Annotated in this window: 28 protein-coding genes and 3 pseudogenes; 9 read left to right on the top strand and 22 right to left on the bottom strand. The window is 60.4% G+C overall.

The annotated features are described in order from the left end of the window. Positions 1–36: 36 nt before the first annotated feature. The 10 genes and pseudogenes from NKH23_RS28975 to NKH23_RS29020 form a co-directional block, all read right to left on the bottom strand. Positions 37–1,083: an NAD(P)-dependent alcohol dehydrogenase gene (locus NKH23_RS28975; RefSeq protein ID WP_352719842.1), complete on the bottom strand. Its 1,047-nt coding sequence runs from the start codon at positions 1,081–1,083 to the stop codon at positions 37–39. Positions 1,084–1,628: 545 nt separating this feature from the next. Then, positions 1,629–2,129 (bottom strand): GNAT family N-acetyltransferase, encoded by a 501-nt coding sequence (locus NKH23_RS28980; protein ID WP_352719840.1) that lies wholly within the window; start codon positions 2,127–2,129, stop codon positions 1,629–1,631. A 23-nt stretch (positions 2,130–2,152) separates the two neighbouring features. Beyond that, a complete protein-coding gene (locus NKH23_RS28985; protein WP_352592712.1) occupies positions 2,153–2,458 on the bottom strand; it encodes a type II toxin-antitoxin system TacA family antitoxin in 306 nt (101 codons plus the stop codon). A gap of 21 nt (positions 2,459–2,479) precedes the next feature. Then, complete coding sequence (locus NKH23_RS28990) at positions 2,480–2,674, bottom strand: hypothetical protein (protein ID WP_352719838.1); 195 nt, start codon at positions 2,672–2,674, stop codon at positions 2,480–2,482. Next, on the bottom strand, positions 2,658–3,773 hold the full coding sequence (locus NKH23_RS28995; RefSeq protein ID WP_352719835.1) for a Fic family protein: 1,116 nt from the start codon (positions 3,771–3,773) through the stop codon (positions 2,658–2,660). The genes NKH23_RS28990 and NKH23_RS28995 overlap by 17 nt, the downstream gene beginning before the upstream one ends. Before the next feature lie 761 nt (positions 3,774–4,534). Beyond that, on the bottom strand, positions 4,535–4,750 hold the full coding sequence (locus tag NKH23_RS29000; protein ID WP_352719833.1) for a hypothetical protein: 216 nt from the start codon (positions 4,748–4,750) through the stop codon (positions 4,535–4,537). Then, positions 4,747–4,947 carry a hypothetical protein gene (locus tag NKH23_RS29005; protein WP_352719831.1) on the bottom strand — a complete coding sequence of 67 codons (201 nt, stop codon included), beginning with the start codon at positions 4,945–4,947 and terminating at the stop codon, positions 4,747–4,749. Before NKH23_RS29005 ends, NKH23_RS29000 begins: the two co-directional genes overlap by 4 nt. A 263-nt stretch (positions 4,948–5,210) precedes the next feature. After that, positions 5,211–5,554, bottom strand: a pseudogene (locus NKH23_RS29010) (ATP-binding cassette domain-containing protein); the annotation flags it as partial. 467 nt (positions 5,555–6,021) lie between these two features. Further along, complete coding sequence (locus tag NKH23_RS29015; RefSeq protein WP_353015430.1) at positions 6,022–9,447, bottom strand: acyl-[ACP]--phospholipid O-acyltransferase; 3,426 nt, start codon at positions 9,445–9,447, stop codon at positions 6,022–6,024. Positions 9,448–9,540: 93 nt separating this feature from the next. Continuing rightward, the gene (locus tag NKH23_RS29020; RefSeq protein WP_353015428.1) at positions 9,541–9,948 is read right to left on the bottom strand and encodes a hypothetical protein; all 408 of its coding nucleotides are present in this window, start codon (positions 9,946–9,948) and stop codon (positions 9,541–9,543) included. Between NKH23_RS29020 and NKH23_RS29025 the strand changes: the two genes are divergently transcribed. Then, positions 9,943–10,185: a hypothetical protein gene (locus tag NKH23_RS29025; RefSeq protein WP_353015426.1), complete on the top strand. Its 243-nt coding sequence runs from the start codon at positions 9,943–9,945 to the stop codon at positions 10,183–10,185. The genes NKH23_RS29020 and NKH23_RS29025 overlap by 6 nt on opposite strands. Positions 10,186–10,412: 227 nt before the next feature. Here NKH23_RS29025 and NKH23_RS29030 read toward each other — a convergent pair whose 3' ends face one another. After that, positions 10,413–10,562, bottom strand: a complete 150-nt coding sequence (locus NKH23_RS29030; protein ID WP_353015424.1) for a hypothetical protein — start codon at positions 10,560–10,562, stop codon at positions 10,413–10,415. Between the two features lie 318 nt (positions 10,563–10,880). Then, positions 10,881–11,528: a helix-turn-helix domain-containing protein gene (locus NKH23_RS29035; RefSeq protein WP_353015422.1), complete on the bottom strand. Its 648-nt coding sequence runs from the start codon at positions 11,526–11,528 to the stop codon at positions 10,881–10,883. 111 nt (positions 11,529–11,639) lie between these two features. Here NKH23_RS29035 and NKH23_RS29040 point away from each other — a divergent pair. From NKH23_RS29040 to NKH23_RS29050, 3 genes and pseudogenes are all read left to right on the top strand, one after another. Further along, a pseudogene (locus NKH23_RS29040) lies at positions 11,640–12,787 on the top strand (glucoamylase family protein); the annotation flags it as partial. Positions 12,788–13,108: 321 nt separating this feature from the next. Continuing rightward, positions 13,109–13,687 (top strand): hypothetical protein, encoded by a 579-nt coding sequence (locus NKH23_RS29045; RefSeq protein WP_353015420.1) that lies wholly within the window; start codon positions 13,109–13,111, stop codon positions 13,685–13,687. Between the two features lie 2 nt (positions 13,688–13,689). After that, a complete protein-coding gene (locus NKH23_RS29050) occupies positions 13,690–14,037 on the top strand; it encodes a hypothetical protein (protein WP_352637945.1) in 348 nt (115 codons plus the stop codon). Between the two features lie 220 nt (positions 14,038–14,257). On the opposite strand, the gene NKH23_RS29055 is transcribed toward NKH23_RS29050, so the two are convergent. The 6 genes and pseudogenes from NKH23_RS29055 to NKH23_RS29080 form a co-directional block, all read right to left on the bottom strand. Beyond that, positions 14,258–14,704, bottom strand: coding sequence for a pyridoxamine 5'-phosphate oxidase family protein (locus NKH23_RS29055; protein WP_353015417.1), 447 nt, complete (start codon positions 14,702–14,704; stop codon positions 14,258–14,260). A 430-nt stretch (positions 14,705–15,134) separates the two neighbouring features. After that, positions 15,135–16,073: an MFS transporter gene (locus NKH23_RS29060; RefSeq protein ID WP_353015415.1), complete on the bottom strand. Its 939-nt coding sequence runs from the start codon at positions 16,071–16,073 to the stop codon at positions 15,135–15,137. Between the two features lie 53 nt (positions 16,074–16,126). Then, entirely contained in the window at positions 16,127–16,717 is a 591-nt protein-coding gene (locus NKH23_RS29065; protein WP_353015413.1) for an NAD(P)H-dependent oxidoreductase, read from the bottom strand. Positions 16,718–16,871: 154 nt separating this feature from the next. Further along, positions 16,872–18,128 (bottom strand): annotated as a pseudogene (locus NKH23_RS29070) (MgtC/SapB family protein). Between the two features lie 12 nt (positions 18,129–18,140). Continuing rightward, entirely contained in the window at positions 18,141–18,590 is a 450-nt protein-coding gene (gene trxC, locus NKH23_RS29075; protein WP_353015412.1) for a thioredoxin TrxC, read from the bottom strand. Positions 18,591–18,750: 160 nt separating this feature from the next. Then, a complete protein-coding gene (locus tag NKH23_RS29080; protein WP_352978037.1) occupies positions 18,751–19,197 on the bottom strand; it encodes a pyridoxamine 5'-phosphate oxidase family protein in 447 nt (148 codons plus the stop codon). A 276-nt stretch (positions 19,198–19,473) separates the two neighbouring features. On the opposite strand from NKH23_RS29080, the gene NKH23_RS29085 reads away from it, so the two are divergent. Beyond that, entirely contained in the window at positions 19,474–19,698 is a 225-nt protein-coding gene (locus NKH23_RS29085) for a hypothetical protein (protein WP_352593954.1), read from the top strand. Here NKH23_RS29085 and fixJ read toward each other — a convergent pair. Then, positions 19,695–20,309 (bottom strand): response regulator FixJ, encoded by a 615-nt coding sequence (fixJ, locus tag NKH23_RS29090; protein ID WP_353015411.1) that lies wholly within the window; start codon positions 20,307–20,309, stop codon positions 19,695–19,697. The two genes, NKH23_RS29085 and fixJ, sit on opposite strands and share 4 nt — an antisense overlap. Then, the gene (locus NKH23_RS29095) at positions 20,299–21,786 is read right to left on the bottom strand and encodes a PAS domain S-box protein (protein WP_353015597.1); all 1,488 of its coding nucleotides are present in this window, start codon (positions 21,784–21,786) and stop codon (positions 20,299–20,301) included. The genes fixJ and NKH23_RS29095 overlap by 11 nt, the downstream gene beginning before the upstream one ends. Before the next feature lie 323 nt (positions 21,787–22,109). On the opposite strand from NKH23_RS29095, the gene NKH23_RS29100 reads away from it, so the two are divergent. Both NKH23_RS29100 and NKH23_RS29105 read left to right on the top strand, forming a co-directional pair. Beyond that, positions 22,110–22,868, top strand: coding sequence for a universal stress protein (locus NKH23_RS29100; protein WP_353015595.1), 759 nt, complete (start codon positions 22,110–22,112; stop codon positions 22,866–22,868). A gap of 133 nt (positions 22,869–23,001) precedes the next feature. Beyond that, positions 23,002–23,271 carry a DUF6455 family protein gene (locus tag NKH23_RS29105; RefSeq protein ID WP_352978153.1) on the top strand — a complete coding sequence of 90 codons (270 nt, stop codon included), beginning with the start codon at positions 23,002–23,004 and terminating at the stop codon, positions 23,269–23,271. Positions 23,272–23,321: 50 nt separating this feature from the next. Here the strand turns inward: NKH23_RS29105 and NKH23_RS29110 are convergent, their stop codons facing one another. Both NKH23_RS29110 and NKH23_RS29115 read right to left on the bottom strand, forming a co-directional pair. Beyond that, a complete protein-coding gene (locus NKH23_RS29110; RefSeq protein ID WP_353015409.1) occupies positions 23,322–23,474 on the bottom strand; it encodes a hypothetical protein in 153 nt (50 codons plus the stop codon). Positions 23,475–24,221: 747 nt separating this feature from the next. Continuing rightward, positions 24,222–24,896, bottom strand: a complete 675-nt coding sequence (locus NKH23_RS29115; RefSeq protein WP_353015406.1) for a protein-L-isoaspartate(D-aspartate) O-methyltransferase — start codon at positions 24,894–24,896, stop codon at positions 24,222–24,224. Positions 24,897–25,240: 344 nt separating this feature from the next. Here NKH23_RS29115 and NKH23_RS29120 point away from each other — a divergent pair, with 344 nt between their 5' ends. Next, a complete protein-coding gene (locus NKH23_RS29120; protein ID WP_352785429.1) occupies positions 25,241–25,579 on the top strand; it encodes a hypothetical protein in 339 nt (112 codons plus the stop codon). A gap of 9 nt (positions 25,580–25,588) precedes the next feature. Next, a complete protein-coding gene (locus NKH23_RS29125) occupies positions 25,589–26,152 on the top strand; it encodes an RES family NAD+ phosphorylase (RefSeq protein ID WP_353015403.1) in 564 nt (187 codons plus the stop codon). Positions 26,153–26,327 lie beyond the last annotated feature (175 nt).

The following is a 26,327-nucleotide window of genomic DNA, read 5'->3' on the forward strand; positions in this document are numbered from 1 at the left end:
GATCGGGAGGACAGCCGGGGGCTTTTGGAACTCCCCTTAATCCGGCAACAGGATCTGAAGCTTTACGTCCGCCGGCCGGGCTTCGACTGCGCGGTCGAAGGCGGTGATGGAATCTTCGAAGGGGAAGGTCGCCGAAATGAGTGGCTTTAGGTCGACCCGACCCGACCCCATCAGCGCGATTGCCCGCTCATATTGGTGGGCATATCGGAACACAGTCTCGATGCGGACTTCCTTGGTCGAGGCGGTGGCGACATCGAATGCGATCGGCGCCACCGGCAGGCCGACCACCACCACCGCGCCGCCGGGCCGCGGCAGATCGAGCAGGGTCTCCCATGCCTTGGACGAGCCCGAGCATTCGAAAACGACATCGGCGCCCCAGCAATCGGTCAGGCGCTTTACCTCCGCCGCCAGGTTCTTGTCGCGGATGTTGACCGGGATCACGCCTTGATAGCCGCTGGCGATGTCGAGCTTGGGTTGGGCGAAATCTGCAACAATGGCGCGGGCGCACCCGCCGGCGAGTGCCGCGATCGCCACCATCGTGCCGATCGGCCCGGCGCCAATCACCACCGCCGTGTCACCAGGCGCGATCTTTGCTTTGGCAGCCGCCTGCATGCCGACGGCGAAGGGCTCGACCATGGCGCCTTCGGCGAAGCTGACATTGTCGGGCAGTTTGAAAGTGTAGTTGGCGGGGTGGACGACATAGGGTGTCAACACGCCGTGGATCGGCGGCGTTGCCCAGAACCTGACCGCCGGATCGATGTTGTATAGGCCGAGCCGGCTCGCCCGCGAATTGGGATCGGGGATACCCGGCTCCATGCAGACGCGGTCGCCGACCTTCAGATGCTCGACGCCTTTCCCTGTTTCGACGACAGTGCCGGCGGCTTCGTGGCCCAAGACCATCGGCGCTTCGACCACGAACGGGCCGATGCGGCCATGCGTGTAGTAGTGCACGTCCGAGCCGCAGATGCCCACCGTATGGATCTTGATGCGAACTTCGCCCGCGCCTACGGTCTGTGGCAGATCGATCTCACGCAGCTTGAGTTCGTGCTGGCGTTCAAGGACAAGGGCGCGAACGTTCGTCATCGACGTAATCTCCTCTAATACCGATTGTTCGAGGCCTCCTCGACCTTGCTTGCACTCGGCACGTTCATCATAGCCGCTCATTCACGGCTTCAAAATCCAGTTCGGAAACGGGTGTGGCAAGATTCCGACTATCCGTACCAACCCGGCCAAGGGACTTTGAAGGCCGACCATGCCGCTGCCGATTGCGTTTGGATCATTCAGGGTGCTCTGAGGTATCCAGTGATAGATTCGGCATCAGGATGGGAACCAGTGTTTAGAGGGCGACGTGCACACTTGCTGCACACAAAGTTCTCCCATCTTTCGGTTCTGTTTTGGCGAAGCGGCGCAACAGGGCATGCTGTGACGCGATGTTTGAGAGATTGTCGCCCGGCTTCGGCTGCCCGAGCGACAGAGCACCTGACAGGGCGCCGTAGCACGACGAAAGAGGGTCCTTTTTATTGGGTCTGCGAGATGCTTCTGAGGGCTTCGGCAAAGCACAGGGTGGCCGAACCCGTCGCGGTCCGACGGCGAAGGCTGCGCGTTAGGCGATGTAGGTGCTGCGTCGATCATGGCTCCACCAGTTGCTGGATTGCGTGCATCGGTAGGACCAGCCGGAGGGAGTCCGGCAGCCGCACGAAGCCGTTTCCCTCATAGAAGGCAGCGGCGCGCTCGCTGATGGCATCCACCACCAGCATCGAGGAACCGACTGTGGCCGCGCTCGCATAGGCGCGCCGCACGGCGTCGGCGAGAAGCATCGCACCCAGGCGTTCGCCCTGACGGGCTTCCGAGACCGCCAGCCGTCCGATCAGCGTGGCGCTGACCAGCGGATAGCGCGGGATGTGCTTGCGCGCGGCGGCCGGCACGTCGCCCTGTGCAACGCCGGTTGCGCAAAGCGTATAATAGCCCAGCACGACATCCGGTTTATCAGGCTCCACGAGAATGAAGACCCCATTCGCCTTGCGCCGCACATCTTGGCTTGCCTGCGTCCGGAGATAACGGTCGAGTCTGTCGACGCCGCAGGCAAAGCCGTCCCGGTCGTGATGCGACGCGAGCGCCTCGATCTTCAAATCTGGCCGAGACGCCGCCATGCTCAGGACGCGACCCGGCGCTTGTGCTCGGCCAAGGCGCGGACCAGCCGCTCACTCGGCTCTGGCGGATTGACCAGCGCGTCGAAGAATGCCGCGCGGTCGCGATCGGACAGCACCAACGTCTCATGCTCGGCGATCGTCCGGCGCGCGGTGTCAGTGAGCGCAGTGACGCAGAAGTCGCTGACTTTGCGTCGTGACAGATGCGCTGCCCGCTCGATAAGATCCTTAGTCTCTTCATCCAACCGGAATCCGAGGCGTTCGACGCGGTTGGGCGTCTCTCGTTCGATCTGGGGCTGTTTGCGCGCCATTGGGATCACTCCTGTCGTGGTCTATGTTTCGCAAACAATGTACGTCACATAGACGAACAAATCAACGTCCGATTTCTGCCCTTCATCCACGCGCCGGTGGTCGAACATCAGCTTCGCCCGCTGTTCGGCTTCTACTGGGTGCTGACGGTGCCAGGCAGGCAGGCTCTTCGACAGCCCGCTTCTTCTGCCCTGTTGTGGTTTACGCTCGGCCAGCAAGAGTGTTCAATGCGTAACGTGTGTATCGTCGTTCGCCAGTTCTAATCAGTGCACCCTTGGCAACGAGGTCCTGCAAATCTCTTGTCGCTGACGCGCGAGATGCCTGAGTGATGGCGATGTAATTCTCGGCGCTGAGACCGCCCTTGAAACCATCTATACCTTCGCGGAACATCCGGGTGATGACCTTTTCCTGGCGCTCGTTGAAGTGACCGCGGTAGCGTTCGTAAAACTTGGCCTTGGCGACGGAGAATTCGACACGGGCAAGCGTTACGCGCTGCGCTTCAAGGATCGTTTTAGCGAAGTAGAGCAGCCAATCCGTAATCGCGTTGCTCTTGTTGCTGGCCTCCAGATGGTCGTAGTAGGCCTTGCGGTGGCGTTCAATCGTGTACGCCAAAGCGATGAGACTGGGCTCACCCAGGCTTTGCGCCAACGCCTTTTCGCAGAGGGCACGCCCTATGCGCCCGTTGCCATCCTCGAATGGGTGAATGCTCTCGAAATAAAGGTGCGCGATTCCGACACGCGTCAACGCCGGAATCGGTATCTTGCCTTTGGGCGCGGTTTCGTTGAACCAAGCCGCGAAGGCGTCCATTTCGGTCTTCACCCGGGCCGACGGCGGCGCTTCGAAATGCACTTTGGGCTTATCCAGCCGATTGGAAACGATTTGCATAGCATCGGCATGCTGGCGGTAGCTGCCGATGGTCCCGATACCCCGCTCACCCGACATCACCATCTTGTGCCAGGCGTAGAGGGTGCGGTGCGAGAGTGTATCGGCGAAACGCAAGTAAACATCGGCCATCATTTCAGCGATGCCGCGCTCGGCCGGCGGAATGTGCCTGATCTCGCTTCCCAGGCCAAGTTGCTGGCGTAAGGATGATTGCAGATTCTCGCGGTTGAGGTATTCCCCTTCAATCGCGGATGTCTTCAAGGCCTCTTCGCTGATAAGATCGATGCGGATCTGGTCGCGATCGTTGGCACCGACATGACGAAAGACGCCCAGGAACTCGCCCGATCGCAACAGGAACTCGCTTTCCAGCGGTTCCAATACCTTCTTATCGTAGGTAAAATGCGGCCAGTCAGCCTGCTCCCAATTCCATACCATGAGTTATAGAGCACCTTTCTATAACTCATGATGCCACGAAAGGTGAGCTATAGCAATCCTCGCTATGCCTCAAGGTCCTGTCGGATAGGTCAACACCCCCCGGCGGCACCGCAGGTTTTCCTGATTGCGCCGGAGTTGATCCAACCCAGGTCGGCTCCGAAAGGGCCGCTGGAAACGTTGAAGGACATAGCTTGAGGCGCCCCGAGAACCGGTCTTTCGCACAGCTCCCCTCACGCAGCTATCAAGGGCCGACACGTGTAGCGTCATTATGGAAGTCAGCGGCGGTTCGTACCTCACAGGCGCTCGCGGCTTTGCCTGTTCAAGATGTGGGCACGGCTCGGATCTGAACCGGTAGGCTGGAGCACGGAGCCGGCCCCGACGGGCCTTGGGGCTGGGCTCCGGGAAGTGTCCTGTCCCTTGGCACTGGAACCCTGATTTCGGGCCAGTCCAACTGGCGGTTGCTAGACGTATAGCAACTCATGCGCCTAAGTTTGCCTACGGCCCGCGCGCACCTGGCAAGCCCGCCCACCCTAGTCCCCCGCTTGGTGCAACAGCGCCCGTCCGGCCCGCCGCACCCAACCGTGCGGCGGGCTTTTTTCACGCGGTGGAACACCGGCGCACAGGGAAGTTCGGCGCATGCCGCATACCCTTCGCCTCACAGTATTGCTGCCGGATCGCTTGCCCTGATCGGCCCACGTCGTCGATCGACAAAGGTTCATTATGGACGGACAACGCTCGCTAGGGCTTCCCGATGATGGGAGTCATGCTCGGTCCTTTCTCGGCAGAGAGCGGGCAACAAGCCGAAGGCGTTCATAAAGAACAGCCTCGTCGAACTCACCGTCCGAGAAGAGTGCCATTGCGGTCACGCTCAGGCGCTCCGCCTGCTCGCTACTAACCGAGATACCTGCCTCGGCGCAGACACGATCAAAGACCTGTTTCAACAAAGCCAAATCGCCAGGATAGGCTATGCCACTCATTGAGACAGGCCCATGGCAGCAGATACTTCGACGACCGCCTCGGTTAGCTCTTCGTCGGATGCGACCAAATAAGGCGCAGCCTGCCTAATTTCCTTCAGTGCTGCTTTGATCGAAACTGTGTTGCCATACTCGGCCCTGTTTAGAAGTGCAGCGATTGCTTGTTCTAGAACTGGAGTTACCCTTTGCACATTGCTCATCCAACCCACCCCAAAAAACACGCCCCGGTGGGATAATAGTCTATTCCTGATTGGCTTCAATTGAATTTAAAAAACGTACGGTTGCTCACCGTTGCTTAGCCGTTCAGCCCGCAATATTGGTGAAAATTTATTCGGCATGCCTCTTGATGCGATGGCAGTGCTTGGAGTGCGGGTGCATGCTTACGGAGCCTGGCCTTGGCCGGTTGTCCTTTGTCGAATTCCAAATGCCCACGCCGGTCGAGATGCCGCCCAAGGTCTTCCACCTATTCAACCTCCTCCATCTCAACGGCAGAGACCTGCGTGAGGCTCCGCTCCTCGAGCCGAATCATCCTTCGCAGCGGTCGGATCTCACCTGGCATGCCTTCGACCAGCTTCCTGCCCTCCTGCAGGACGGTTACTTTCTCGGCCAGCTCAAATAGCGAATCCACGCGAGGTCAATGATGATCATCGTGCGTGACGGGCTCATGCCGGCAAGCGGCTCGTCGAGTAGGAGCAGGCCAACCGATTGTTGTCAGCGCCAGACCGATTTGCAGCCGCTGTTTCTCGCCACAGGCAAGTTCCGAAACAGGCCGATCGAGCGCGCCGTGAGGTTCACCAGCGCTGCCGTGCTCAAGAATGCTCATTGAGACCGGAACGCCACGGATATTCTTGAACGGATAAGCCTGAACCCTGAACATTCCGCGCGCGCCTCGTCGAGGACTCGCCCAGGCCCGTGGTCGCAGCCGCTAAGAGCCGCGGCAAGCTGTCCGTGGTCATTGACTGTTCAGCGCCGTGGCGATTGGATCCGCGCCGGCGAGGAAGCGACAGGGCAGTTTGCCCTGGCTTTCAAGCTTGATCAGCGTCCGAGCACGCTGGCGGCGTCACCACCCCCGCTTGCCGTTCTGCGAGGTCCAGAACTGCTCGCCCTGAGTTCGGCAATCGGGATAGCTATATGTTTAAGTTTCCAAAGGTCAGACAGAGACGACCGCCTCACATCCTGTGATTTGCGGGACCTAGTGAAGTACCGGCGTTACTACGCGGGCGGCAAGTGGAGGGGACTGCGCGGGAAAGCGGGCAGCTTGGTTCGTCGGCCATTCAAGCGGCGTTAATCTTCATCTCTGCGCCGAGCACCATCTTTGTCACGGCGGCGAAGTCGAGCTTCCCCGAGCCGAGGACGGGCACTTTCGCAACGACGCGCACTCCGGCGGGCACCATCAGGTCCATGGCGCCGTTGGCCTTAGCGAAGGCCAGGAATTCGGCACGCGTGGCGTTGACGGCCTCGGTGATGAGGATCAGCTTTTCGCCCTTGCGCGCATCTGGCACGGCGGCGACCGCCGAGAGCGAGCCTTTCCACAATTCGCCCGCCAGCGCCTCGACGGCGGCCAGCGAGATCATCTCGCCACCGATCTTGGCAAAGCGCTTGGCGCGGCCTCGAATGGTGATGAAGCCGACATCGTCGACGGCGACGACATCGCCGGTGTCATGCCAGCCGTCTTCGAGCGGCTCGAGCAGGCCCGGCTTCTCGGTGCGCAGATAGCCTGCCATGACATTGGGCCCGCGCACGAAAAGCCGCCCGCCATCCTCGACGCCAGGCACCGGGTCCAGGCGATACTCCATACCCGGCATGATTTTGCCGACACTGCCGGAGCGGTTGTACATCGGCGTGTTGATGGAGATCACCGGCGCGGTTTCGGTCACGCCGTAGCCTTCGAGGATGCGCAGGCCGAACTTTTCCATATAGGTCGCGCGCGTCGAAGGCTTGACCGGTTCCGCGCCGGCAAAGCAGTAGCGCACTGAGCGGAAGTCGTAGGGGTGTGCGGTGCGGGCATAGCCGGCAAGAAACGTATCGGTGCCGAAGATGATCGTTGCGTTTGAGGCATAAACAAGCTCCGGCACGATCCGGTAGTGCAACGGCGAGGGGTAGAAATAGACCGGCACGCCCGAGATCAGCGGCAGCACCGTGCCCGCCGTCATGCCGAAGGAATGGAAGATCGGCAGCACATTGAAGACCTTGTCGCCCGAATGGAAGTCGATACGCGAGGCGGCCTGCGCGGCATTGGCCAGGATGTTGCGGTGGGTGAGCACCACCCCCTTGGGCGTGCCTTCGGATCCCGAGGTGAACAGGATCACCGCCGGATCTTCAGACTTGCGGGCGACCCGGGGTGCGCTTTTGCGCAAAAGGCCGAGCAGCTTATCCTTGAGGCCAATAGTGGCCCGCAGATCATCAAGCCACACAATATCGACCGAGCGGCCGAGTTCCTCGACCACGGCGCCAAGTTTCGCTTGTTCGACAAAGGCGCGCGAGGTCAGCACGGTGCGCACCTCGGCGGCCTTGCAAGCGGAGAGGATGTTGGCCGCGCCGGCAGTGAAGTTCATCATCGCGGGAACCTTGCCGGCCGACATGACGCCGAGCAGTGTCGCACAGGCGCCATTAGCGTTGGGCAGCATGATACCGAGCGTCTGCTGGCCGGCATAGAGATGTTCGAATTTCTCGCCAAGCACGGCAGCCGCTGTCAGCAGCTTGCCGTAACTCAGCGAACCGGTGACCGGGTCCTGCACGGCCAGCTGCTTCATGCCGCGTTCGTTCGCCGTCTGGATGATCTTCTCCAGCACGGTCTTCTTGATGTCCTGGGTGCGGAAGAGGAGGTCCGACATGACCTGGTAGAGGGCAGCGCCCGCCGCTGCGCGGCGCTTCCGGCCCTTCAGATCCGGCGCTACTTGAAGTTTGACGGGCTCCAGAATGGTCACCTTGACCTTCGGGAACAGCCGGCGACGAACATGCTGCGAGGTCAGCCGCGAAAAATAGCTCTTCTCCAGGCCGTCGATGCGCACGGGCACGACCATCGAGCCGGTCTTGTCGGCCACCATGGCGGCACCGTCATAGACCTTCATCAGGCCGCCGGTCACGGTGATCCGGCCTTCGGGGAAGATGACCAGCGGATCGCCGCCTTGCACGACCTTGATAAGCGTGCGGGTCGACATCGGCTTGGCCGGATTGAGCGGCAGGGCGCGGGCGAGGTTCATAAACGGCTTCATCCACCAGGCCTGGGCGATGGTGTAGTCGATGGCAAACACCGGCTCCTCATCGGTCAGAGTCAAAGCCAGCGGGCCGTCGAGGAAACTGACATGGTTGAGCGCCAGGATGGGTGCCGGGCCGGCCGCCTTGAGGTTTTCCAGCCCCTCCACCTCCAGACGATGGAAGGCTCGGAACAGAATGGAAACGAAGTCGCGGAAGGCGTTGGTTGGCAGATATCTCAGCATCAGCCAGGCGGCGACCACGTTGAGTGCGGCGAGGCCGAACAGGATACCTCCAGTGGAGACGCCCGCTGCTTGAATCGCGGCGACGAGTATGCCGCCCACCGTCATGAAGCCTGCATTGACGATGCTCACGGCGGCGACGACGCGAGCGCGGCTGGCTTCGGGCGCCCAGGCTTGTACGGCGGCGAAGGTCGGCACGACAAGAAAGGCGCTGGCAATAGCCATGCCGGCAAGGTCGATCGCAACATGGACCGTGTTTGGCCCGGCGAAGAATATTGCGAGCGTTTCGGCCCTGACCGAAGGCTGCATACTCCAGATGGTCCAGGCCAGGTCCAAGCCGAATAGTGCCATCAACGCCGTGCCAACCGGGGCTGGCAAGAGCACGATGCGGCCCTGCGACATCCATGCGGCTATGGCAGAGCCTATGGCGATCGAGACGGCGAACACCGCGAGATAGGCGGTGACAGCGATTTCTCCGCCACCGAGCGAATCCTTGACCAACGTAGGCAGGATCGAAAGGACAATGGCCCCGATCAGCCAGAACCACGAGGTCATCAGTCCGGCGCGCCAGATCCGCTTGTCTGCACGCAAGCCGTTGACCTGTCGCCACGTCGAGCGAAAGATGTTCCTGTCTATAAGGAGGTCGGGTGCAGCAGAACCGGTTGACGGAATGTATCGGCTGACAAACCAGCAACCGATGGCGAGGATCATCATCATCGGCCCGAAGACCGAGACGCCTATGCCATCGGCCGAGACGACGCCTCCGGCGATAGTGCCGCCGAGGATGGCGGCGAAGGTTGCCGATTCGATCCAGGCATTGGCGCGGGGCAATTCCTTGCGCTCGAGATGATCCGGCAGGATGCCGTACTTGATCGGTCCGAACAGTGCCGAGATGATGCCGAACATGAGCAACGCCATCATCAGCACCGGGATCGACGACAGCGCGATCCCAACGACTGCGACAGCAGCTGCCGCGATTTCGGTGAATTTCAGCCGACGGGCGATGAGCGCCTTGTCGAACCGGTCGGCGATCTCGCCACCAAGGGCAGACAGGAGCAGGAAAGGAGCCATGAAGACGGCACCCGCCAGGGTGACCAGTGATGCCGCCTTGTCCGCCGCCAGGGTGAACAGAATAAGGAAAACCAGCGTGTTCTTGAGGAAATTGTCGTTGAAGGCGGACAGGAACTGCGTCCAGAAGAGAGGCGCAAAACGCCGTGAAGTCATCAGATGCCTGTTCGTAGGGTTGTTCGTGACGATTTCCATAGCGGCGACTTCCATTGGGCAGACCGTTGAAGATCCTGGTCGGATCGATCAGCGGTCTTGCGCGGTTTGAGCCTTTTTGTAGTGGGAACCCGATTACGCTTCGTTACTGCGGCTCACATTGATCAGCAGCTTTTCGGTGTTGCCGGTTGATGAAGCGGCTTGCCTCTTCCGCGTCTCGCGGTGTCTTGGTGATGGTTCGAGGTATCCACGAGCCTGGTCGCGGCCATCGGGCAGAACCCCTTGGCGGCTATGCTTGCCCCATGAAATTGATGCGGCCGTCATCATCCAAGCGGCGATAGCGAAAGTGGGCGTGGTCAACGTTTGCAGGCGCTTGAATCCTTGGGAGCATAGCTGTTGGAGTTCATCGATATTGTCTTTTGGTTTCAGGGTGAGGTTGCGCCGGCGTTGGTCTGTTTCCGGGTTCGATACAATCAGCCGGTCTTGCGAGGCTGTGCGTGTTTTGACATTTCGACGTCGCGGTGTCGGATTATTTGCATGCAAACCAGTTTCACGACGCTATCCTCCATCCTCAACGGACCATTCTGGGAGGAATGCATGGCTGCGCATGAGCAACATGCCGTTGAAATCGTTAGGGACAACGGGTGGTCGGTTCGCGTGACGGTCAACGGCACCACCACCACGGTCCCTTTTACATCTGAGAGCTACGCGCGTTCGTTTGCAGACGGTCAGGCGTTCCGACTGGGCGTTCAGGTCGCGGAGATTAAGAAGGCGGCCTAGCTGCGCGCTTGCCCCGAAAGCCCCACAGCGATTGAACCTCGAGTCACCAAAGCCGGCTGAAATTAGCCGTTACGCGGCATAAGAGGGCTGCGGTTTCACCGCGAGTGCTGAGATAACTCGCTTCGATGGCGGCCGCGCCCTCGTGGTTGAGGCGTCCTTGTTACAGACGACGGTGCTGGCTTGCAGAAGGTTGACAGCGCCTGCATCGTCCAAACTCGGAGCCCTCATCACGGCGAAATTGCCGGGATGCTTGCCGAAAATGCGAGGGGCAATTCGACGTCACCCACCTCAACTGGGACGAAGGTATCCATCATCTGCAGGGGGTCGGCTGCGGTTGCCCGGTTGAAGCGGTCGTAGGCCTGCTTGGCGGCGTTCAAAGACAGGCCATCTGAATCGGCGTCCCAGTGGGATCCTCATCAGGGGTCGAGCGGCAAGCGCGCACGCGAGTTGCCGCGCTTCGCGGGCTGTCCAATCAGCCGGCCGGCTCGTAAACGCCGCAGCCTCGTTGGCAGCTGCGAGCACCGCTTTCATGTCGAGTTGTTGAGTACAACGAGATCGGCTACCGAGCCGCTTGCCCGCACCGCCAACGAACTGAAATCCCGTGCCTGTGTATTATTGCTGACCCTTCCGCGAGCGTTTGGGCTTGAAGCGGCAACGCTTACGGTCTGCCACGCGCGGCAAGTGACCAAGTAGCCTCACTCGCTCATCGCATGAAGCACGTCGTGCTTGATGATCTCGATGCTGCGCAGATTGAGCAGGCGGATGACGCCTTTGTCCTTCAGCCGGGTGAAAACCCGCGACACGGTTTCGATGGTGAGGCCGAGATAATCGCCGATATCCATGCGCGACATCGGCAGTTCGACCTGTCGCAAGCCGCCCTGCCGCTCCGCCATGTCGACCAGGAACGCGGCGACGCGTTCGATGGCATTCTGACGGCCGAGAACCAAGAGATGTTCCTGCGCTCTCGTCAGGCCCTTGAGAGCCAACGGCAGCAGCTGACGGGAGAGATCCGCACCAATGGCAAAGCGGAAGACGCGGACACCCACGGCGTTGATGGCTTCGGCGAAAAAATGATGGGTGGTGTCGGCTTCGAAACCGAATGTCTCTCCGGCCAGATGGAAGGCACTTATCTGCCTGCGACCGTCCGCAAGCAGGCGGTAAACACGAACGGCGCCAAACTCGACCTGATAGAAGGCTCCGGCCTTTTCACCTTGCGCATAGATTTCCGAACCGCAGCGAAAGAAGCTGACCGGCTGTAGCGGTGTCGGATCGAATGCCGTAGGCAGGCTCGACTGTAAGGCGTGCGACGGCAGTGACATTCTGGAGCTCGATTGGGCGTGCATGGCTGTTTCCCGGTTGATCCGTAACACAGCAATCGCGCGAATCAGCAGGTCGCGAAATTCGGTTCTATCCCTACGGGAAACTACCTAGTGCTTGACTGGGAAAGCGGTGAAGGGTTCATGACGCGAGCCGCGGCTGTTGAACGCACTTTGACAACCTTGCGCTTCTTCTGGAACAGCCCACAGGGCCTGGAACCGTACGCCACGGGATATCGCGGCTTCTTCTACCACTTCCTGGACATGCAGACCGGCCGACGGGCCTGGCAATGCGAGTTGTCGACCATCGACAGCACGTTGCTGCTGGCTGGCGCGCTGGCTGCAGGGCAGTATTTCGACGAAGAGACCGAGGCCGAAGCCGAGATCCGCGGCTTAGCGGAAGCGCTCTCCACCGGGCCGACTGGCGCTGGGCACAGGACGGGGGAGACACCGTAACTCATGGCTGGACTCCTGAGCACGGGTTCCTGAAATATCGCTGGCAAGGCTACGACGAAGCGCTCTTGCTCTATGTCCTGGGACTAGGTTCGCCGACACACCCTTTGCCCCCGAGCAGCTACACTGCGTGGACCGCGACCTTCCGATGGGAGAGCTGCTACGGCTACGATTACCTCTATGCCGGACCGCTGTTCATCCACCAGCTCTCGCACGTATGGATCGATTTTCGTGGCGTGCAGGATGCCTTCATGCGCTGCAAGGGAAGCGACTATTTCGAAAACAGCCGACGCGCCACCTTCGTCCAGCAGCGCTACGCCGTGGACAATCCGCGTGGATTCGAGGGTTATGGCGAAAACTGTTGGGGCATCACCGCAAGCGAGGGTCCCGGCCCTTCGACACTCAACTTGAACGGCATCGAGCGCCGGTTCGAGGGCTATGTCGGGCGCGGTGTCCCTTATGGTCCCGACGATGGCACGCTCGCCCCTTGGGCTGTCGCGGCATCCTTGCCGTTTGCTCCTGAAATCGTCCGACCGGCGATCAGCTTCTGCATCCATCAGGCCAAGCTCAAGGCCGCCAAGGCCTATGGCTTCAAGGCGGCCTTCAACCCGACGCATCCGGGGACATTCGGCAACGCCTTTGGATGGTGGGTTTCGCCTTGGCACTTCGGCCTCAACGAAGGCCCGGTTGTCCTGATGATCGAGAACGACCGCAGCGGCCTCTTGTGGCGGCTGATGCGCTCGTGCCGGTATATCCGCAGCGGCTTGCAACGGGCGGAGTTCGAGGGCGGCTGGTTGAGGGAGCTTGAACCAGGTCCGACGCCAACTGCGTGATCGGCTTGGCCTCGGAGGAATGAACAAAGCCCTGAAACAGGGGAGCGTCGTAGTCACGACCTTTCCTTTGGCGAAGCGTTCCCGGACAATTCGGCGCTGGCCCCGGCCAGCAACCCGGCGATGGAAATCACGGTCGACGGATGCGGAATCGAATCCGTGCTCGCGACCTTATCGGCACCGGCCGCCAATAGCTGCGGCTAGGTGCCTTGGATGACGAAGCAGGAAATGAAGCCACCAAATATCGCAAATTGATCCCAGTCAAAGCGGAAAGGTCAACCATCGGCTTTAATCAAACAGCTGTTGATGTCGGGAGGTGCCATCATGGAAATCTCTTTTCGCGATCTTATGACAGTATTCCACGGCATGGGGTTTGGGGCGCTGTTCATGCTGGCGTTTTCGGCGGCGCTTGCCGAACTTTATCGAATGTCTGCGCCTGGAGCCCCATCCATCCCAAGCGCCAGAGAACACAATCTGCTTTTGCTTTATCTCTCGATAATGGTCTTCCTTGCCTGGGGTGCGGTGCTGTCGGGTGCCTACATAGTATATCCGTGGTATCGAGCGGCGGTGCCCCCAGGGGTTACCGATTTGGCCGACTATCCAAAATTTCTGCTGACCTCCGACCCGAAGACATCCGCGTGGCATAGCTTGGGCATGGAGTGGAAAGAACACGTGGCTTGGCTTGCGCCAATTGCCATGACGATGGTCGCCTATGTCTTCGCCAAATACGGACCGGCTTTGGCCAGGCAGAAAGAAATCCGCACGGCCGTCATCGGCTTCGCAGTCGTTGCCTTCGTGGCGACTGGTGTAGCGGGTGCTTTCGGGGCGTTTCTCAACAAATACGCTCCGGTTCGTGGTGGCGCGATGATCGAGATCATCGCCGGTGAACAGGAGGGCGAATAGTCATGGCCAATATCAAGCCTATCAGGCCTGACGAGATTCCCAACGGTCCCGGTGCGGCCGCCATCCTGGCCGCTGGAATTGGATCTGCCGCTATGGGGATATTCGCCTTGGCCGGCGATGCCTTTACATCACTCAACCACTTTTTCACGTTTTATACACCAACCGGAGCCTTGTCCGGCGTCTCGACCAGCGCAGTCATCGTCTGGTTGATTGCCTGGTTTATCCTTTCGCGCAGGTGGGCCCCAAAGAACGTGGAAATGACAAAGGTCCTTTCTGTGTCCTTCGCGTTGCTGGCGGTAGGCGTATTGCTGACGTTCCCGCCTGTCATGGACCTCATCCAGGGCAGGTAGAGAAGAAACTTACTTGAGTTGGGCGCGGGCTTGGTCCATCGAAAGCGGCCAAGTTCGCGCGATCTATAGCTTCCCCTTGCCACCGGCACGTTCGCGATCATCGGCGCCGATCGAAATGTCGAGCTGAGAATTCAAAGGCTGAAAACGATCGGCCCGGCGCAATCCACTGTCAGCCAGGTGCTTGCGTTCCGTGCAACGCGTCAATCTACCGGAAAACAGCCTATTCTATTGCCTCCCGGCCCGAAATTTCTTCTACGAGAATCCGGAAGAAAACGTGCGGTGTGCTGTCTGACACGGGAGGTGTGATCGGCCTGAGCGCGCCAGGCTCCCACCAGTCCGTGTGCTTGCTCAACACTGCCCATGCATGACCGCGTTGAAACTCGTGGCCGGTCCGGTCACTCAGTTCTTCAAAGCGGCCGTCGACAATGACGCTTCTCCATCCGCGTCCTTGGCCGTGTTCCTCGACCTGGACGCACACCAAGGGATTGGCTCTCATCCATTCGACTTTTTTTCCTAGCAAGGAAAACGCATAGAGGTGAGTGTCAGCGTAGGCGTAGTTGAAACACACGACGTAGGGTTGCCCGTCCTTCGCGCATGCCAAGTGGCCAATACGATTGGCCGCTAGCAACTTCGTACATTCCAGTGAAGACAGCGTGCGGATCAGCATCGATGCGATCTCCTGTTTTTTGTATTTCACATCTTGGCAGCCGCACTCGCAATGACGTGGATCAAACTGCTGCGTCCGCTTGATCGGCAGGGCTCGACCGCGCCTCGGAATGTGCGCGCGCCAATGGCAGCGGCAGCTTCAGGGTTGCAATCGCGGCGAGGCCCATTGCTGCGGCAGAGGCGAAGAAGGCGGCGCCTTCCAGCCCGGGGAACCCGAACAGCAGGCCGGCGGCCGCGGAGCCCACTAGCGCCCGAGGCTGACCGCTGCCGACTCGATGCCGAGTTCCATACCTTGGCGTCGTGCACTGATGCGCGACACCAGTAGGCGGGCAGCGGGCTGATCACGCCGGCCGAAGCCGAAACAACGGAAACCGCAAACAGCATTTCCGTGAGCCCGGCAAGTATCGGCACAACCGCCAGACCCATCGCCATCACCAGGAAGGCAGGAGCCACAAGCAGCCTCGCCGCTGCCGGGTTGACGAGCGGCGAGAAGACAAGTCCCTGGACCGCGAACATGACAACGCTACATGTTGCGAACATGAGGCCGAGCGCGGCGGGACCCATTGCGAGTTCGGCGTTTCGCAGGGTGAGCGCGACCTCGAATGCGCCAAGCCCTGCCGCAGCCACGGCGGCAAGAGCGAGCAGCCGTAACTCTCCGGGTGCGAACATTGATGACCCGGGTTTGCTCGCCTCGACACGGGGCCGGGCAGCAGGTTTCCAGGCAGCACAGACCACACACCAAGCGCTGCCGCTACGGCGAGGCCGGACGCTAGAAGGAAGGGAACGGTCTGTGGCGGGACAGCCGCGACGCCCAAATCAAGCTTCAGTCCCACCGCGAGCCCGCCAAGTGTGGGCCCGACCACGAAGCCTGCGATCGATGCCATGCTCATCCGGCCGAACGCCCTCGTGCGGCGATCGTCCCCGCCTTGGGTATCGGCAATGAACGCAAGAGCCGTTGGCCCCACGGCAGCCGCGAAGCCGCCATTCAATATCCGACCGACATAAAGAACGAGCAGACTTGGGGCCAGCGCAGAAGCGGCCAAGGTGATGGCAAAGCCGATCAGACCGACGACAAGGACAGATCTGCGCCCGATCAAATAAGACCACTTCCCCGAGAGGAAAGCGGCGCCCACCGGCGCGGCGACATAGGCAGCAGTCAGGAAGCCAATCTGCCGCGCATTGAATGTCGGATCTGTCGCACCGGCAAGCCGCTCGACCATCATCGGCAGGACCGGCAAGACGATTCCGTAGCCGAGCGCAACGACAAAGGCCGAGGCGAGCAGTGCGCTCAGGGCCCATTGCGACGTCGGCGGGCGAGCCTTTGCTGACCGGCACTTCGCAAAGCCGTGCCAATTCTCACGGTCGCCCACCTTTGCATTCGTGCGAGAGGGGAGTTTTGCTGTTCCGGTTGAAGACGATCGTGCTAAAGCGCCCGCTCACCGAACCTGCGCATTTGTTCGAACCATTTCGCCCGCGTCGTATCGGTGGCATCCGCGACCATGCCGAACAAGGTTTCGCGCACCGGGCTCACGCCGGCGAAACGCAGAATGCTCCGCCGCAAGCCGGCAATGCCGTGACTGAGGAACCATAGCCGGTAAAGAACGGCCGGCATGCCCATCGTGACCACGACCCGAGCGGAGCGGCCGCGGAGCAGTTTCCTGGGCAAGCCGCCACCCCTGTCCGGGTAGGTAAAGGCAGTTCCCGGCCGCATCACCTGTTCCAGAAAAGCCTTGAGCAGAGCCGGCACGGTCCCGAGCCACAGCGGAAAGACAAATACAATGTGCTCCGCCCAGACTATCGCTTCAGCGGCGTCCTTTAGGCTGTCGGGAATCGCGCCGTGCTCGAACTCCTGCACCGTCCGAAGCATTGGAAAATCGAGTGCCGCGAGGTCGACCCGGCGGACCATATGCCCCGCCAGTTCTGCACTTTCGCCATAGGCCCTGGCGAGATTACGACAAAGCCGGTGTGGCGACGGATCGGGATGGCCGAGAACAATCAAGATGCGCCGCGGCATGGGTTACCTCCGAGGCGGCTTGGCAGCAACCGGACGTGCCGTAATTTCGGGGCGTGACCCTTCAAGCTGATCATGGCGTACTCCTTCGCGGAGTTTCATAAAACGGCTGTCCGGCTTGGCCCTTGATCGGCATCAAAGAGGCCGGTTCTCGGCGCTACCAGAAGGTCGAGGGCGGCAACATCGTGCCGTAGCCGGCTATTGCGGCGACGAGGGTTGCACCTGCGAGCGGCAACCAGAACCTGATCGGGCCGGCAAATGCGGCCAGCGACAGGCGGCAGATCGCGTTTGCTGCCAGCGCCGCGAGCACCGCCTGGCCAATGGTCTCGACAGGGACCGAATGCTTGACCAGGCGCAAGGCACTGAGCACCGAGACATCGACATCGAATGTGCCCGCAAGCGCCGAACTCGCCAGCAAGCCGCGTCCGCCGAATTGAGCAGCCAATGCAGCGCTCGCGGTCGCGACGATCGCAAACAGCAGGGCGAAGAGCAGCAACGGGCCTAGGTCGAAGGGATTGCGCGCGACGGCGGCACCCTTGCGATCCCCGCTGTCCCGAGCCAGCAGCAATGCTCCGCAAACAGCGAAGGAGAGCGCCGCGACAATTGCGGGAATGCCGACCGAAGGGAACACGCTTGGCTCGACGATCAGAACCACGGCGCAGACGCGTAGCAAGGAAACCATTGCGGGCAGCGACGCCGCGCCAGCGAGCGGCAGAGGATTGCTTGCCGACACGGCGTTGCGGGCCAGCGCCACGGTTACGGCGGTGGAAGAGACGATCGCGCCGGCGAGCGAGCTGACGAGCAGGCCGCGGGTGGTCCCCAGGACGCGAACGGCGACATAGCCGGCGAACGATATCGATGCGATCAGTACCGTCAGGAAGCAGATTTCCCACGGATTGAAACCGCCCCATGGGTCCATCGTCCGGTTTGGCAGCAAGGGCAGGACGATCGCGCTCATCACAGCCAGGATCAGCGCGGAACGAAGCTCGATCCAGGTCAGCCGCTTCAGGAGGCCGTGCAGGACTTCCCGACTGGCAAGGATGGCCGCGAGTGCTGCTCCTCCGGCAGAAGCGGCGCGGTAATCGCCAGCGACGGACAATGCACCGAGCGCGAATACGCAAAGGGCTGCTATTACCGCCGTGACACTGAAATCCTCATCATGGGCTGCCTCACGCGCCTTGTATCAGGCGAAGATTGCCGCAAAGGCGATGAAACCACCGACCAGCACGGACACTGCGTCGAGAGCATCGGCCAGAGCTGCGAGAATACCGCCGAGCAGACCGGATATGCCGTAAGTTCGAATTCCGGCCGTCCGGCTGCGATCGGGCGCGTCCCGCTCTCGCCAGCCACGCTCCAGTCCGACGAGCAGGCCTATGGTCAGTGCAAGTCCGAGCCGGGCGATGAGCGGATCCACGATTTGAAGACTTCAGGCGCCGGCCATAGGCAGGTGGTCGCGGATCCACCTGACGATCTGCCCCGACGTCATTGCGCCGGATGTGCGCGCAACCTCATGTCCGCCATGGAACAGGATCATGGTCGGGATGCCGCGAATGCCGAGCCTGGCTGAAACGGCCTGCTCATTATCGGAGTTGAGCTTGATCAGCCGAACATGCGGTTCCAGTTCGTTTGCTGCGGCTTCATATGCGGGCGCCATCATCTTGCAGGGCCCGCACCATGGCGCCCAGACATCCACGACAACGGGAAGGGTGCCTCGCTTGACCTGACGATCGAAGGTTCGTGCATCGACGTCCTCGGGGTGGCCTGAGAACAGCTTTTTCCCGCACTTTCCGCATTTTGCGTTTTTGGCATCGCGCGCTGGCGGCAGTCGATTGATTCCGCCGCATTTGCTGCACACCACCAGATTTTCCTGCGCCATCGCCCTTCACCACTGGTATACATGCGCTAGAGAATGCCTATCCCCAAGCTGGCTGGGACTTCCAATGTTTTTTTGCGCGATGGACGAATTGACGTGAAAACGGATTGCAAGGCACAATCCACAGCGGCTGTGCGCCCGCGGTGTTCGGACGGGAAGCACGCTATTCCTTTGCTTCCCGACCCGATGCCTGCTTGATAACGATCCTGAAGAAAACATGCGGAGTGCTGTCCGAAACAGGAGGCGTAACCGGCTTCAGAGCGCCAGGCTCCCACCAGTCGACGTGTTTGCTCAACACCGACCACGCATGGTCGCGCTGAACCTTGTAGCCGATCCGGTCAGGCAGTTCTTCATAGACACCGTCGACAACCACGCTTCTCCATGCCCGTCCTTGGCCGCGTTCATCGACCTGGACGCACACCAGCGGATTGGCACGCATCCAGTCGACCTTTTTGCCCGGAATGGAAAATGCATAAAGGTGATTGTCGGCGTGGGCATAGTAGAATGGCACGACGTAGGGCTGTCCATCCTTGGCGCATGCCAAGTGGCCGACCCGGTTGGCCGTCAGCAATTTTGTACATTCCAAAGCAGAAAGCGTGCGGATCAGCATCGGCGCGATCTCCTGTTTTTTTGTGACAGCACGGTGTCGCCGGTGCTCCATCGACTCTGATATTCGGCGTCGCGGATCGTAGCCCTGCCGCAGGGGAGGTCATTGATCACGATCAAGGAGTCGGTCGGCCGACAGACGAATCGACAACCGTGGCTGGGCCCGCCGGCGACTCGCATGGCGGCCCATGTTAGTTGTCAGCGTCCATGCCGGAGTGGGGATTTGGAACATGATCCAGATCAAGGCGGGGCCTGCTGCTCCCACCCATCATAGGGGATGATGTGGAAGCCGATCTCAAGCGCTCCGTTCGATCGTGAGCTGGAACTGGCCGTCCTCGACGAGGACGGCGAACATGCGCTTGTCTTTCCTTGCATCAAGGAGCGGGAAGGCTGGAAGAACGCCGCCACCCGCGCACGCATCGACGTTCACCCGACCCACTGGCGAGACTGGGTGCCGGATACGATCCCGGCAAACAACCACAGGTCTCTTACTGACTCGCTTTAACGTTTGGACTCCACAACCAAAGCCATGCGCAGGAGATGCGACAGACTGCTCGCGGCCATCTTGCTCATGACATTGGCGCGATGGATCTCGACCGTGCGCGGGCTGATGCCGAGGTCATAGGCAATCGTCTTGTTCGGCAGGCCGGACACAAGCCCGTCCAGCACTTGTCGCTCCCGCTCCGACAGGGCCGCCAGACGACCACGGATTTCCACGCCTTGTGGGTGTGTCGCCTCCGTCCGATTGCGACTGTCCAATGCGGAGCGGATCGCTTCGATCAGCACCTCGTCGTCAAACGGCTTTTCGATGAAGTCGGCGGCACCTTCCTTCATCGCCTGAACAGCGAGGGCCACATCGGCATGACCCGTCATGACGATGACCGGAAGCGTATGCCCGCGGCTCCGGAGCTGTCGCAGGAACTCGATGCCGTCAATGCCCGGCATGCGCACATCGGTCACAATGCAGCCGTCGAGATTGCCCGTGGCCGTAGCCAGAAAAGCTGTCGCCGATTCGTACAGGCGCACGGCGAAATCAGCCGTCGCCAAGAGAAAACCGAGCGATTTGCGAACGTCGACGTCGTCGTCGACCACGTGCACAAGATGGTTACCGGTCATTGGCGACCTCTTCCTTCTCCACGATGCGCAAGGTGAACCGGAACGCGGTTCCTCCAGTCGGTATTGCCTCGGCCCAGATGTGGCCACCATGCGACTCAACGATTGTACGGCAAATAGAGAGGCCGACGCCCATGCCCTGTTTCTTGGTGGTGACAAATGGCTGGAAAAGCTGTGCGGAGACTTCCGGCGCGAGACCAGTGCCTGTGTCGATCACGCTTACCTCTGCCATGCCGTCGTCACGGGCCACGGTCATGACTTGCAACTCGCGGCGTGGCACGCCTTGCATGGCTTCTATCGCGTTGCGCATCAAGTTGAGCAGAACCTGCTGAATCTGGATGCGGTCGGTCAAGACCAGTTCGGCGGCGGGATCAAGCTTGTAGCTGACGCGCACGTCTACTTCTCTTGCACCGACCAGGGCCAGCGACGAGGCTTCCTCGATCAGTATGGGCAGGCGTTCGACCTGGCGCTCGCTCTCGCCTCTTGCGACGAAGTCCCGAAGGTGGCGAATGACGTCTCCGGCCCTCAAGGCCTGTTCCGCTGCCTTTTCCACGGCCTCCCTCAACATCGGCGCGTTCTCTTCCGTGCTTTTTTCGAGAAGCCTGCGGCTGCCCTTAAGATAGTTCGTGATTGCCGTGAGAGGCTGGTTGATCTCATGCGCCAATGTCGAAGCCATTTCGCCCAGCGCGGTAAACCGCGCCATGTGTAGAAGCTCCTGCTGCTGCTCCTGTATTCTTGCTTCCGCTCTGTAGCGTTCGGTCAGATCCCGGCAGAAGCCGGTAAAGAAGCGGCCGGTCCCAGGATGCATTTCACCGACGGCAAGTTCCATGGGAAAGGTTGAGCCATCCTTACGCATTCCAGTGACGGTGCGGCCGAGCCCGATGATGCGGCGTTCACCGGTCGTCAGATAGCGGTGGAGATAAGCGTCATGCTCTTCGCGATAGGGCGACGGCATCAGCAGACTGACATTTTGTCCGAGCACCTCGCTCGACTGGTAGCCGAACAGCGTTTCGGCAGCCGTGCTGAAGGATTGAATACGGCCCTGTTCGTCGATGACGACCATTGCATCGGGCACCGTTGCCAGGATCGAACGCAAATGATCTTCGCGCAAGCGGAGGGCGGCGTTCGCAAAGGAGAGCTCGCTAACATCGGTGCCTTCGACGAAAATAGCCGTGACGCGACCGTCGTCGGCCCTGATGGGCTGATAGACGAAATCGAGGATGCGCTCTTCGACCGGCTCGTCATGGCTGTTGCGAAGGGCGACCTTCACGCCCTGACCGCTGTAGGGTTCGCCCGTTTCGTACACCTGGTCCAGCAGTTCGTAGAAACCTTGACCTTCGAGCTCGGGCAGGGCCTCGCGTACCGACTTTCCTATCACTTGCCTTTGGCCGATCAGGCGCTGATAGGCGGCGTTGGTCAACTCATAGACATGACCCGGCTCACGCATCAATGTCATGAAACCGGGGGCTTGCTCGAACATCTGGGCCAGCCGGTCGTGTTCGGCCGTGGTCTGCCCCTGGCCGCGAACGTCGGTCGACAAGTCACGTGTTTGTCTGTCGTCCAAATCAAGCCCTTTGATCAGGGAACCCGCAACGCAGTCTAGTTATCATTCATCGCTCTATCTGCACACGCAAAACCATGATGCCAAATAGTCGCGATCAAGCCGGTTGGTAATGCACTTTGACGCGCATCAAGGCGCCGCAGGCCAATGCACCTCATGCTGCATTCAACTGCTCCAGCGAAAGGCGCCTCCAGTGTCCTACAAATGCCGTGAACCTCGCCATCGATGCACCTCCTGCGGCCATGGTGAGCCTCGGGGTTGAACTTGCTGAAAGATTCGGCGCTCACCTTATCGGCCTCGCGGCTGCGGATGTCCCGCCTCTGGTCGCGACTGGCGACGGTATGGTCTACGAAGGCGAGATCATGCAGATCCAGCGAACGGAAATCGAAAAACGGCTCACCGAACTGCGCGCCGACTTCGAGAGGCTGGTTCCTGCCTCGATCTCAAGCGAATGGGGGCAAGCCGTCTACAGCCCGACGCGCTTCCTCAGCGTTTCGGCCCGTGCGGCCGACCTCATCGTGACCGGCGGCGACAAAGGAGAAAATGTCTATCGCACCGTCGATATCGGTAGCCTTGTACTCGGCACAGGCCGGCCAGTACTCGCCGCTGCAAGCCATATCGAACACGTCATGGCAAATACCGTGCTGGTCGCCTGGAAGGACACCAGGGAGACGCGACGGGCGCTGACCGACGCATTGCCCTTCTTGGCCAAGGCCAACGACGTCGTCATCGCCACAATCGACAGCGAGCGCGACGACGGCATCCGTGACAGCCTCGCAGATGTCGCAGTCTTTCTTGAGCATCACGGCATCATGGCGCGGACCGAGTTCATCCGCGGCGACGCTGACGGTGAGCATCTGTTGGCATTTGCGAGCTCAATCAACGCCGACCTGGTCGTTTCCGGCGCATATGGCCACAGCCGCCTGCGCGAATGGGCATTCGGTGGAGTCACGCGCACGCTGATCGAAGAAAGCAGCATCAACCGCCTCATGTCGTATTGACCCCCGGCCGCATCGCAAGTCCGCCAGTTGCGGCATTCACGCGAGGGTCATCGTCCGCAGACAGCCAGTTGACCGAGATCAATGCAGCGGTCGCCGAATGACAATGATATGGCGGGAAACGGGAGTGACCGACATGACTTTTCTCGACTACCTGATCTCAGTTGACGCCAGGACCGCCTTGATGGGCCGCATGATGCGGAAGCTGGGCGTCGACAAACAATTGAAGATCGTTCCAGACAATGTAGCCGTCACCAATCGGGCGGTGGACCGCTGCCGCGCCTGCGGGCACCAGGACGAATGCTCGACCTGGCTCGACGAGCAGCAGCAAGCCGACGATCCGCCAGACTATTGCCGCAATCGCGACCTGATCGCGCGGCTGCAGCATGCGGCCGGTCAGCGATAGGAGCGTCCCCGGTCAAATGGCAGTTCGCGTCACTAACGGCGCGCAAGTGATCAACCTTTAAGAAATTTCGAGGGTGGTCTCCCCGGTTTCAGCAGGGTCAGATAGTCTTCATAGGTGTATCGACCGTCGGCCCACGCGTCGTAAAAACGATGACAATAGGTTCTGGCGTATTTGTCCACTCCGACGCCCATCAGTTTCGCCATGCTGCGTTTCACCTCGATGGGCTGTGCCTGCTGCCGAGGTATGCATTGGAAGATGGCGTAGCGTTTCGTTGCTGGGTCATGGAGCGTTTCTCCGCTAACGCAAAACTCGGCCCTGGTTACATTGCCGCCGCGCAAGGCCGGGCTGCGACGCACCGCGGGCACGTGGAAGCGCGATGGGCAGCGACGCCCGCATTACACCAGATGACGGTTCGACGGTTGCACCGGCAAGCGCACCTCCCAATGCCTGAGCACCTGCCTCCGGACACTCGCGCTTACGTCACCGCTGGAGCTTTGCGCAAACGCAGAGACCGGAGCGAGCGCCGCCTAAAACGCGAGGAATTGAAGAGTACGCCTAAGAGAACGAGCTGCACTCCAATCCATTGAGAGCTCCTGAGAAACCACGAGAAAATGGTCGTCGGCGCAGTCGACCCCTCTCGTTGTTCACGAGCGGTTAACGCCTACTACCACCTTGCATTGCGGAATAGTATGGAAAAGAACGGCCGCGTAGAGGCATCACTCGAAGCGGTCGCCTCAAGGTAAATACCAAGACTCAGTGCTGACAACACCGGCCGTCAGGCGAACGTCCGCAGAGCAATTTTGCATGTCGGGAAAGACTCATAAGTTTCCGACAGTTCCCAGCGGAGTCCGATAAGAATCGATTTCGCGATCTCCGATGGTGAAGACGGACTGAATCCTGGCATCTAGTGTGACGATGTAACCACCGGCCGCGGCTGTCTGCACCTTTCATTAGCCCGTTTCGAGCCGGCTGAACCTAACTGGGATAAGCTGCCGCGTCTCGAGTTGCCCTGCCGCATCCTTGTCGATGACAGTCAGAAACTGTGTTTCTTCAGGTCCCAAAGGCAGAACCAGGCGTCCCCCCGGCTTGAGCTGCTTCAGTAAAGCCGGCGGTGTCCGCTCAGCCGCTGCCGTGACCAGGATCTTGTCGAATGGGGCGTGATCGGGCCAGCCGCGAGACCCGTCTCCGACACGAATGCCGACATTGGATAAGCCGAGGCCTTGCAGGAGGGCCTCCGCATGGCTTGCGAATTCCTCGATGATTTCGACGCTCCAAACTTGCCCGGCGAGCTCGGCGAGAATTGCGGTTTGGTAGCCCAGGCCGGTGCCGATTTCGAGTACCGCCTCATGCGGTTGCGGCGCGAGGAGATCGGTCATGAGAGCGACGATGAAAGGCTGCGAGACGGTTTTGTCAAAACCGATCGGCAGGGGCGTGTCCTGGTAGGCATAAGTCGCGACCGAGGCCGGCACGAAGAGATGCCGCGGCACCCGGCGCATCGCCGCCATCACCCGCTGATCGAGCGCCGCCTTGCCAAGTTCTTCGCTTGCAAGGTCGGTATAGATTGCAATCATCTCAACCATGTGCCTGCGTAGCACCGCGAGATGCTCTTCGGTCATTGGCTTCATGACGGTTGGGCTTTCCTCAACCAGGCTCGCTGCCACAGATAGCCTTATAGCCCGTTCGTCACAGAAACGCCCGCCATCGTTTCCAGTTGCGGGTGTCCTCATGGCGAGCGGAGGCGAATTGGGCGTTACGTTCTATCTGCGGCGGCGACCGGCGACCCCGAAACAAGTCCGTTACGAAATGGTTTCACAGATTGACATTCGTGAAATCAATCTGTAATTGTTGGCTTTGAGTGTTTGCCCGATGGGCAAGAATGTCGTTTAGTTGCGGGCCAACCACGTGCACTGGTTCCGCCGCGCCGGCAGGCGACGGCGCCAGAGTTGCTTAGAGCAGGTAGGGTAATGTCATGAGCACAGCGGTGGTGAGAATTCTGGATGATCTGCGCTCACGCGGTGGACTTCAGGGCAAGGACATAGCCAACATCGTTGACGTGTCGACGGCGACCGTATCGCGGTGGTCCCATGGTAACGGTTCCCCAAATCTGCGGACCCAGACGGTCATCGCGGATCTGCGCTACGTCGTCGAGCGCCTGTCGGATTTTTACACAGCCGACGAAACGCGGCTTTGGCTGCATTCGCGTCATCCGCTCCTCAACAATGAGCGTGCCATCGATCTCATCAATGCGGACCGGACGCAGGAAGTTCTGGCTGTAATTGAGCGGCTCGACGCCGGCGCATACGTGTGAGACTTTCGGGTGGAGCGGCGCGCGCGCGATCCGGATCTGCTCGACGCGCTCGATGCTCATGCCGGCGTTTCGTTTGAAGGTGAAGTGTGGCGCATCGTGCGGGAAGAGCGGGAGCCTCTACAAGGCTATCCGTCTCGCGCTCGATGGGATCCGGGCACCTTCGATGTCCTTTACACCTCCCTCGAGCGCGAAGGCGCTCTAGAGGAGATCCATTTCCACCTCAGTCGGCAACCTGTCTTTCCCTCGAAAATTCGGTCGGTTCTTCACCGGATTTTGGTCCGCACCGAACGAACGCTGAGGATAGCCGATCTTGCTGCATTGGAGGCTCTCGGAGTCTCGCCCGAAACTTATGGGTCGCTGAGCTACGAACGAACGCAGGAGATCGGTGATGCAGCCGCCTTTCTCGGCTTCGACGGCATCTTGGCGCCGAGTGCGCGCTGGCCATGTCAGAACCTGGTGCTCTTCACAGAGCGGTTTACTTCAGCCGATTTAAGGGTCGTCAACTCCGAGCCGGTTGATTGGGCAGACTGGCGCACTCGCAGAAACGAACTCAGACGAACGAACGATCGTTGAGGTAAGGGAAGATGCCGAGTGCCGCTGTCGTGGGAGTGAACGCCCCAGTCATTGGTAGAACCGATGACGAACCGGGCGACGTCGTTAATATCCCGCCTGAGATCGAGCTTTTGCGCAAATAGGCGGCCAGCCCAGGAGCCAATCAGCCCAGAAGGTTGCGAGCCGTGCGCATGAA

This window comes from Mesorhizobium sp. M1328 (assembly GCF_040318075.1).
Classification (GTDB): domain Bacteria; phylum Pseudomonadota; class Alphaproteobacteria; order Rhizobiales; family Rhizobiaceae; genus Mesorhizobium.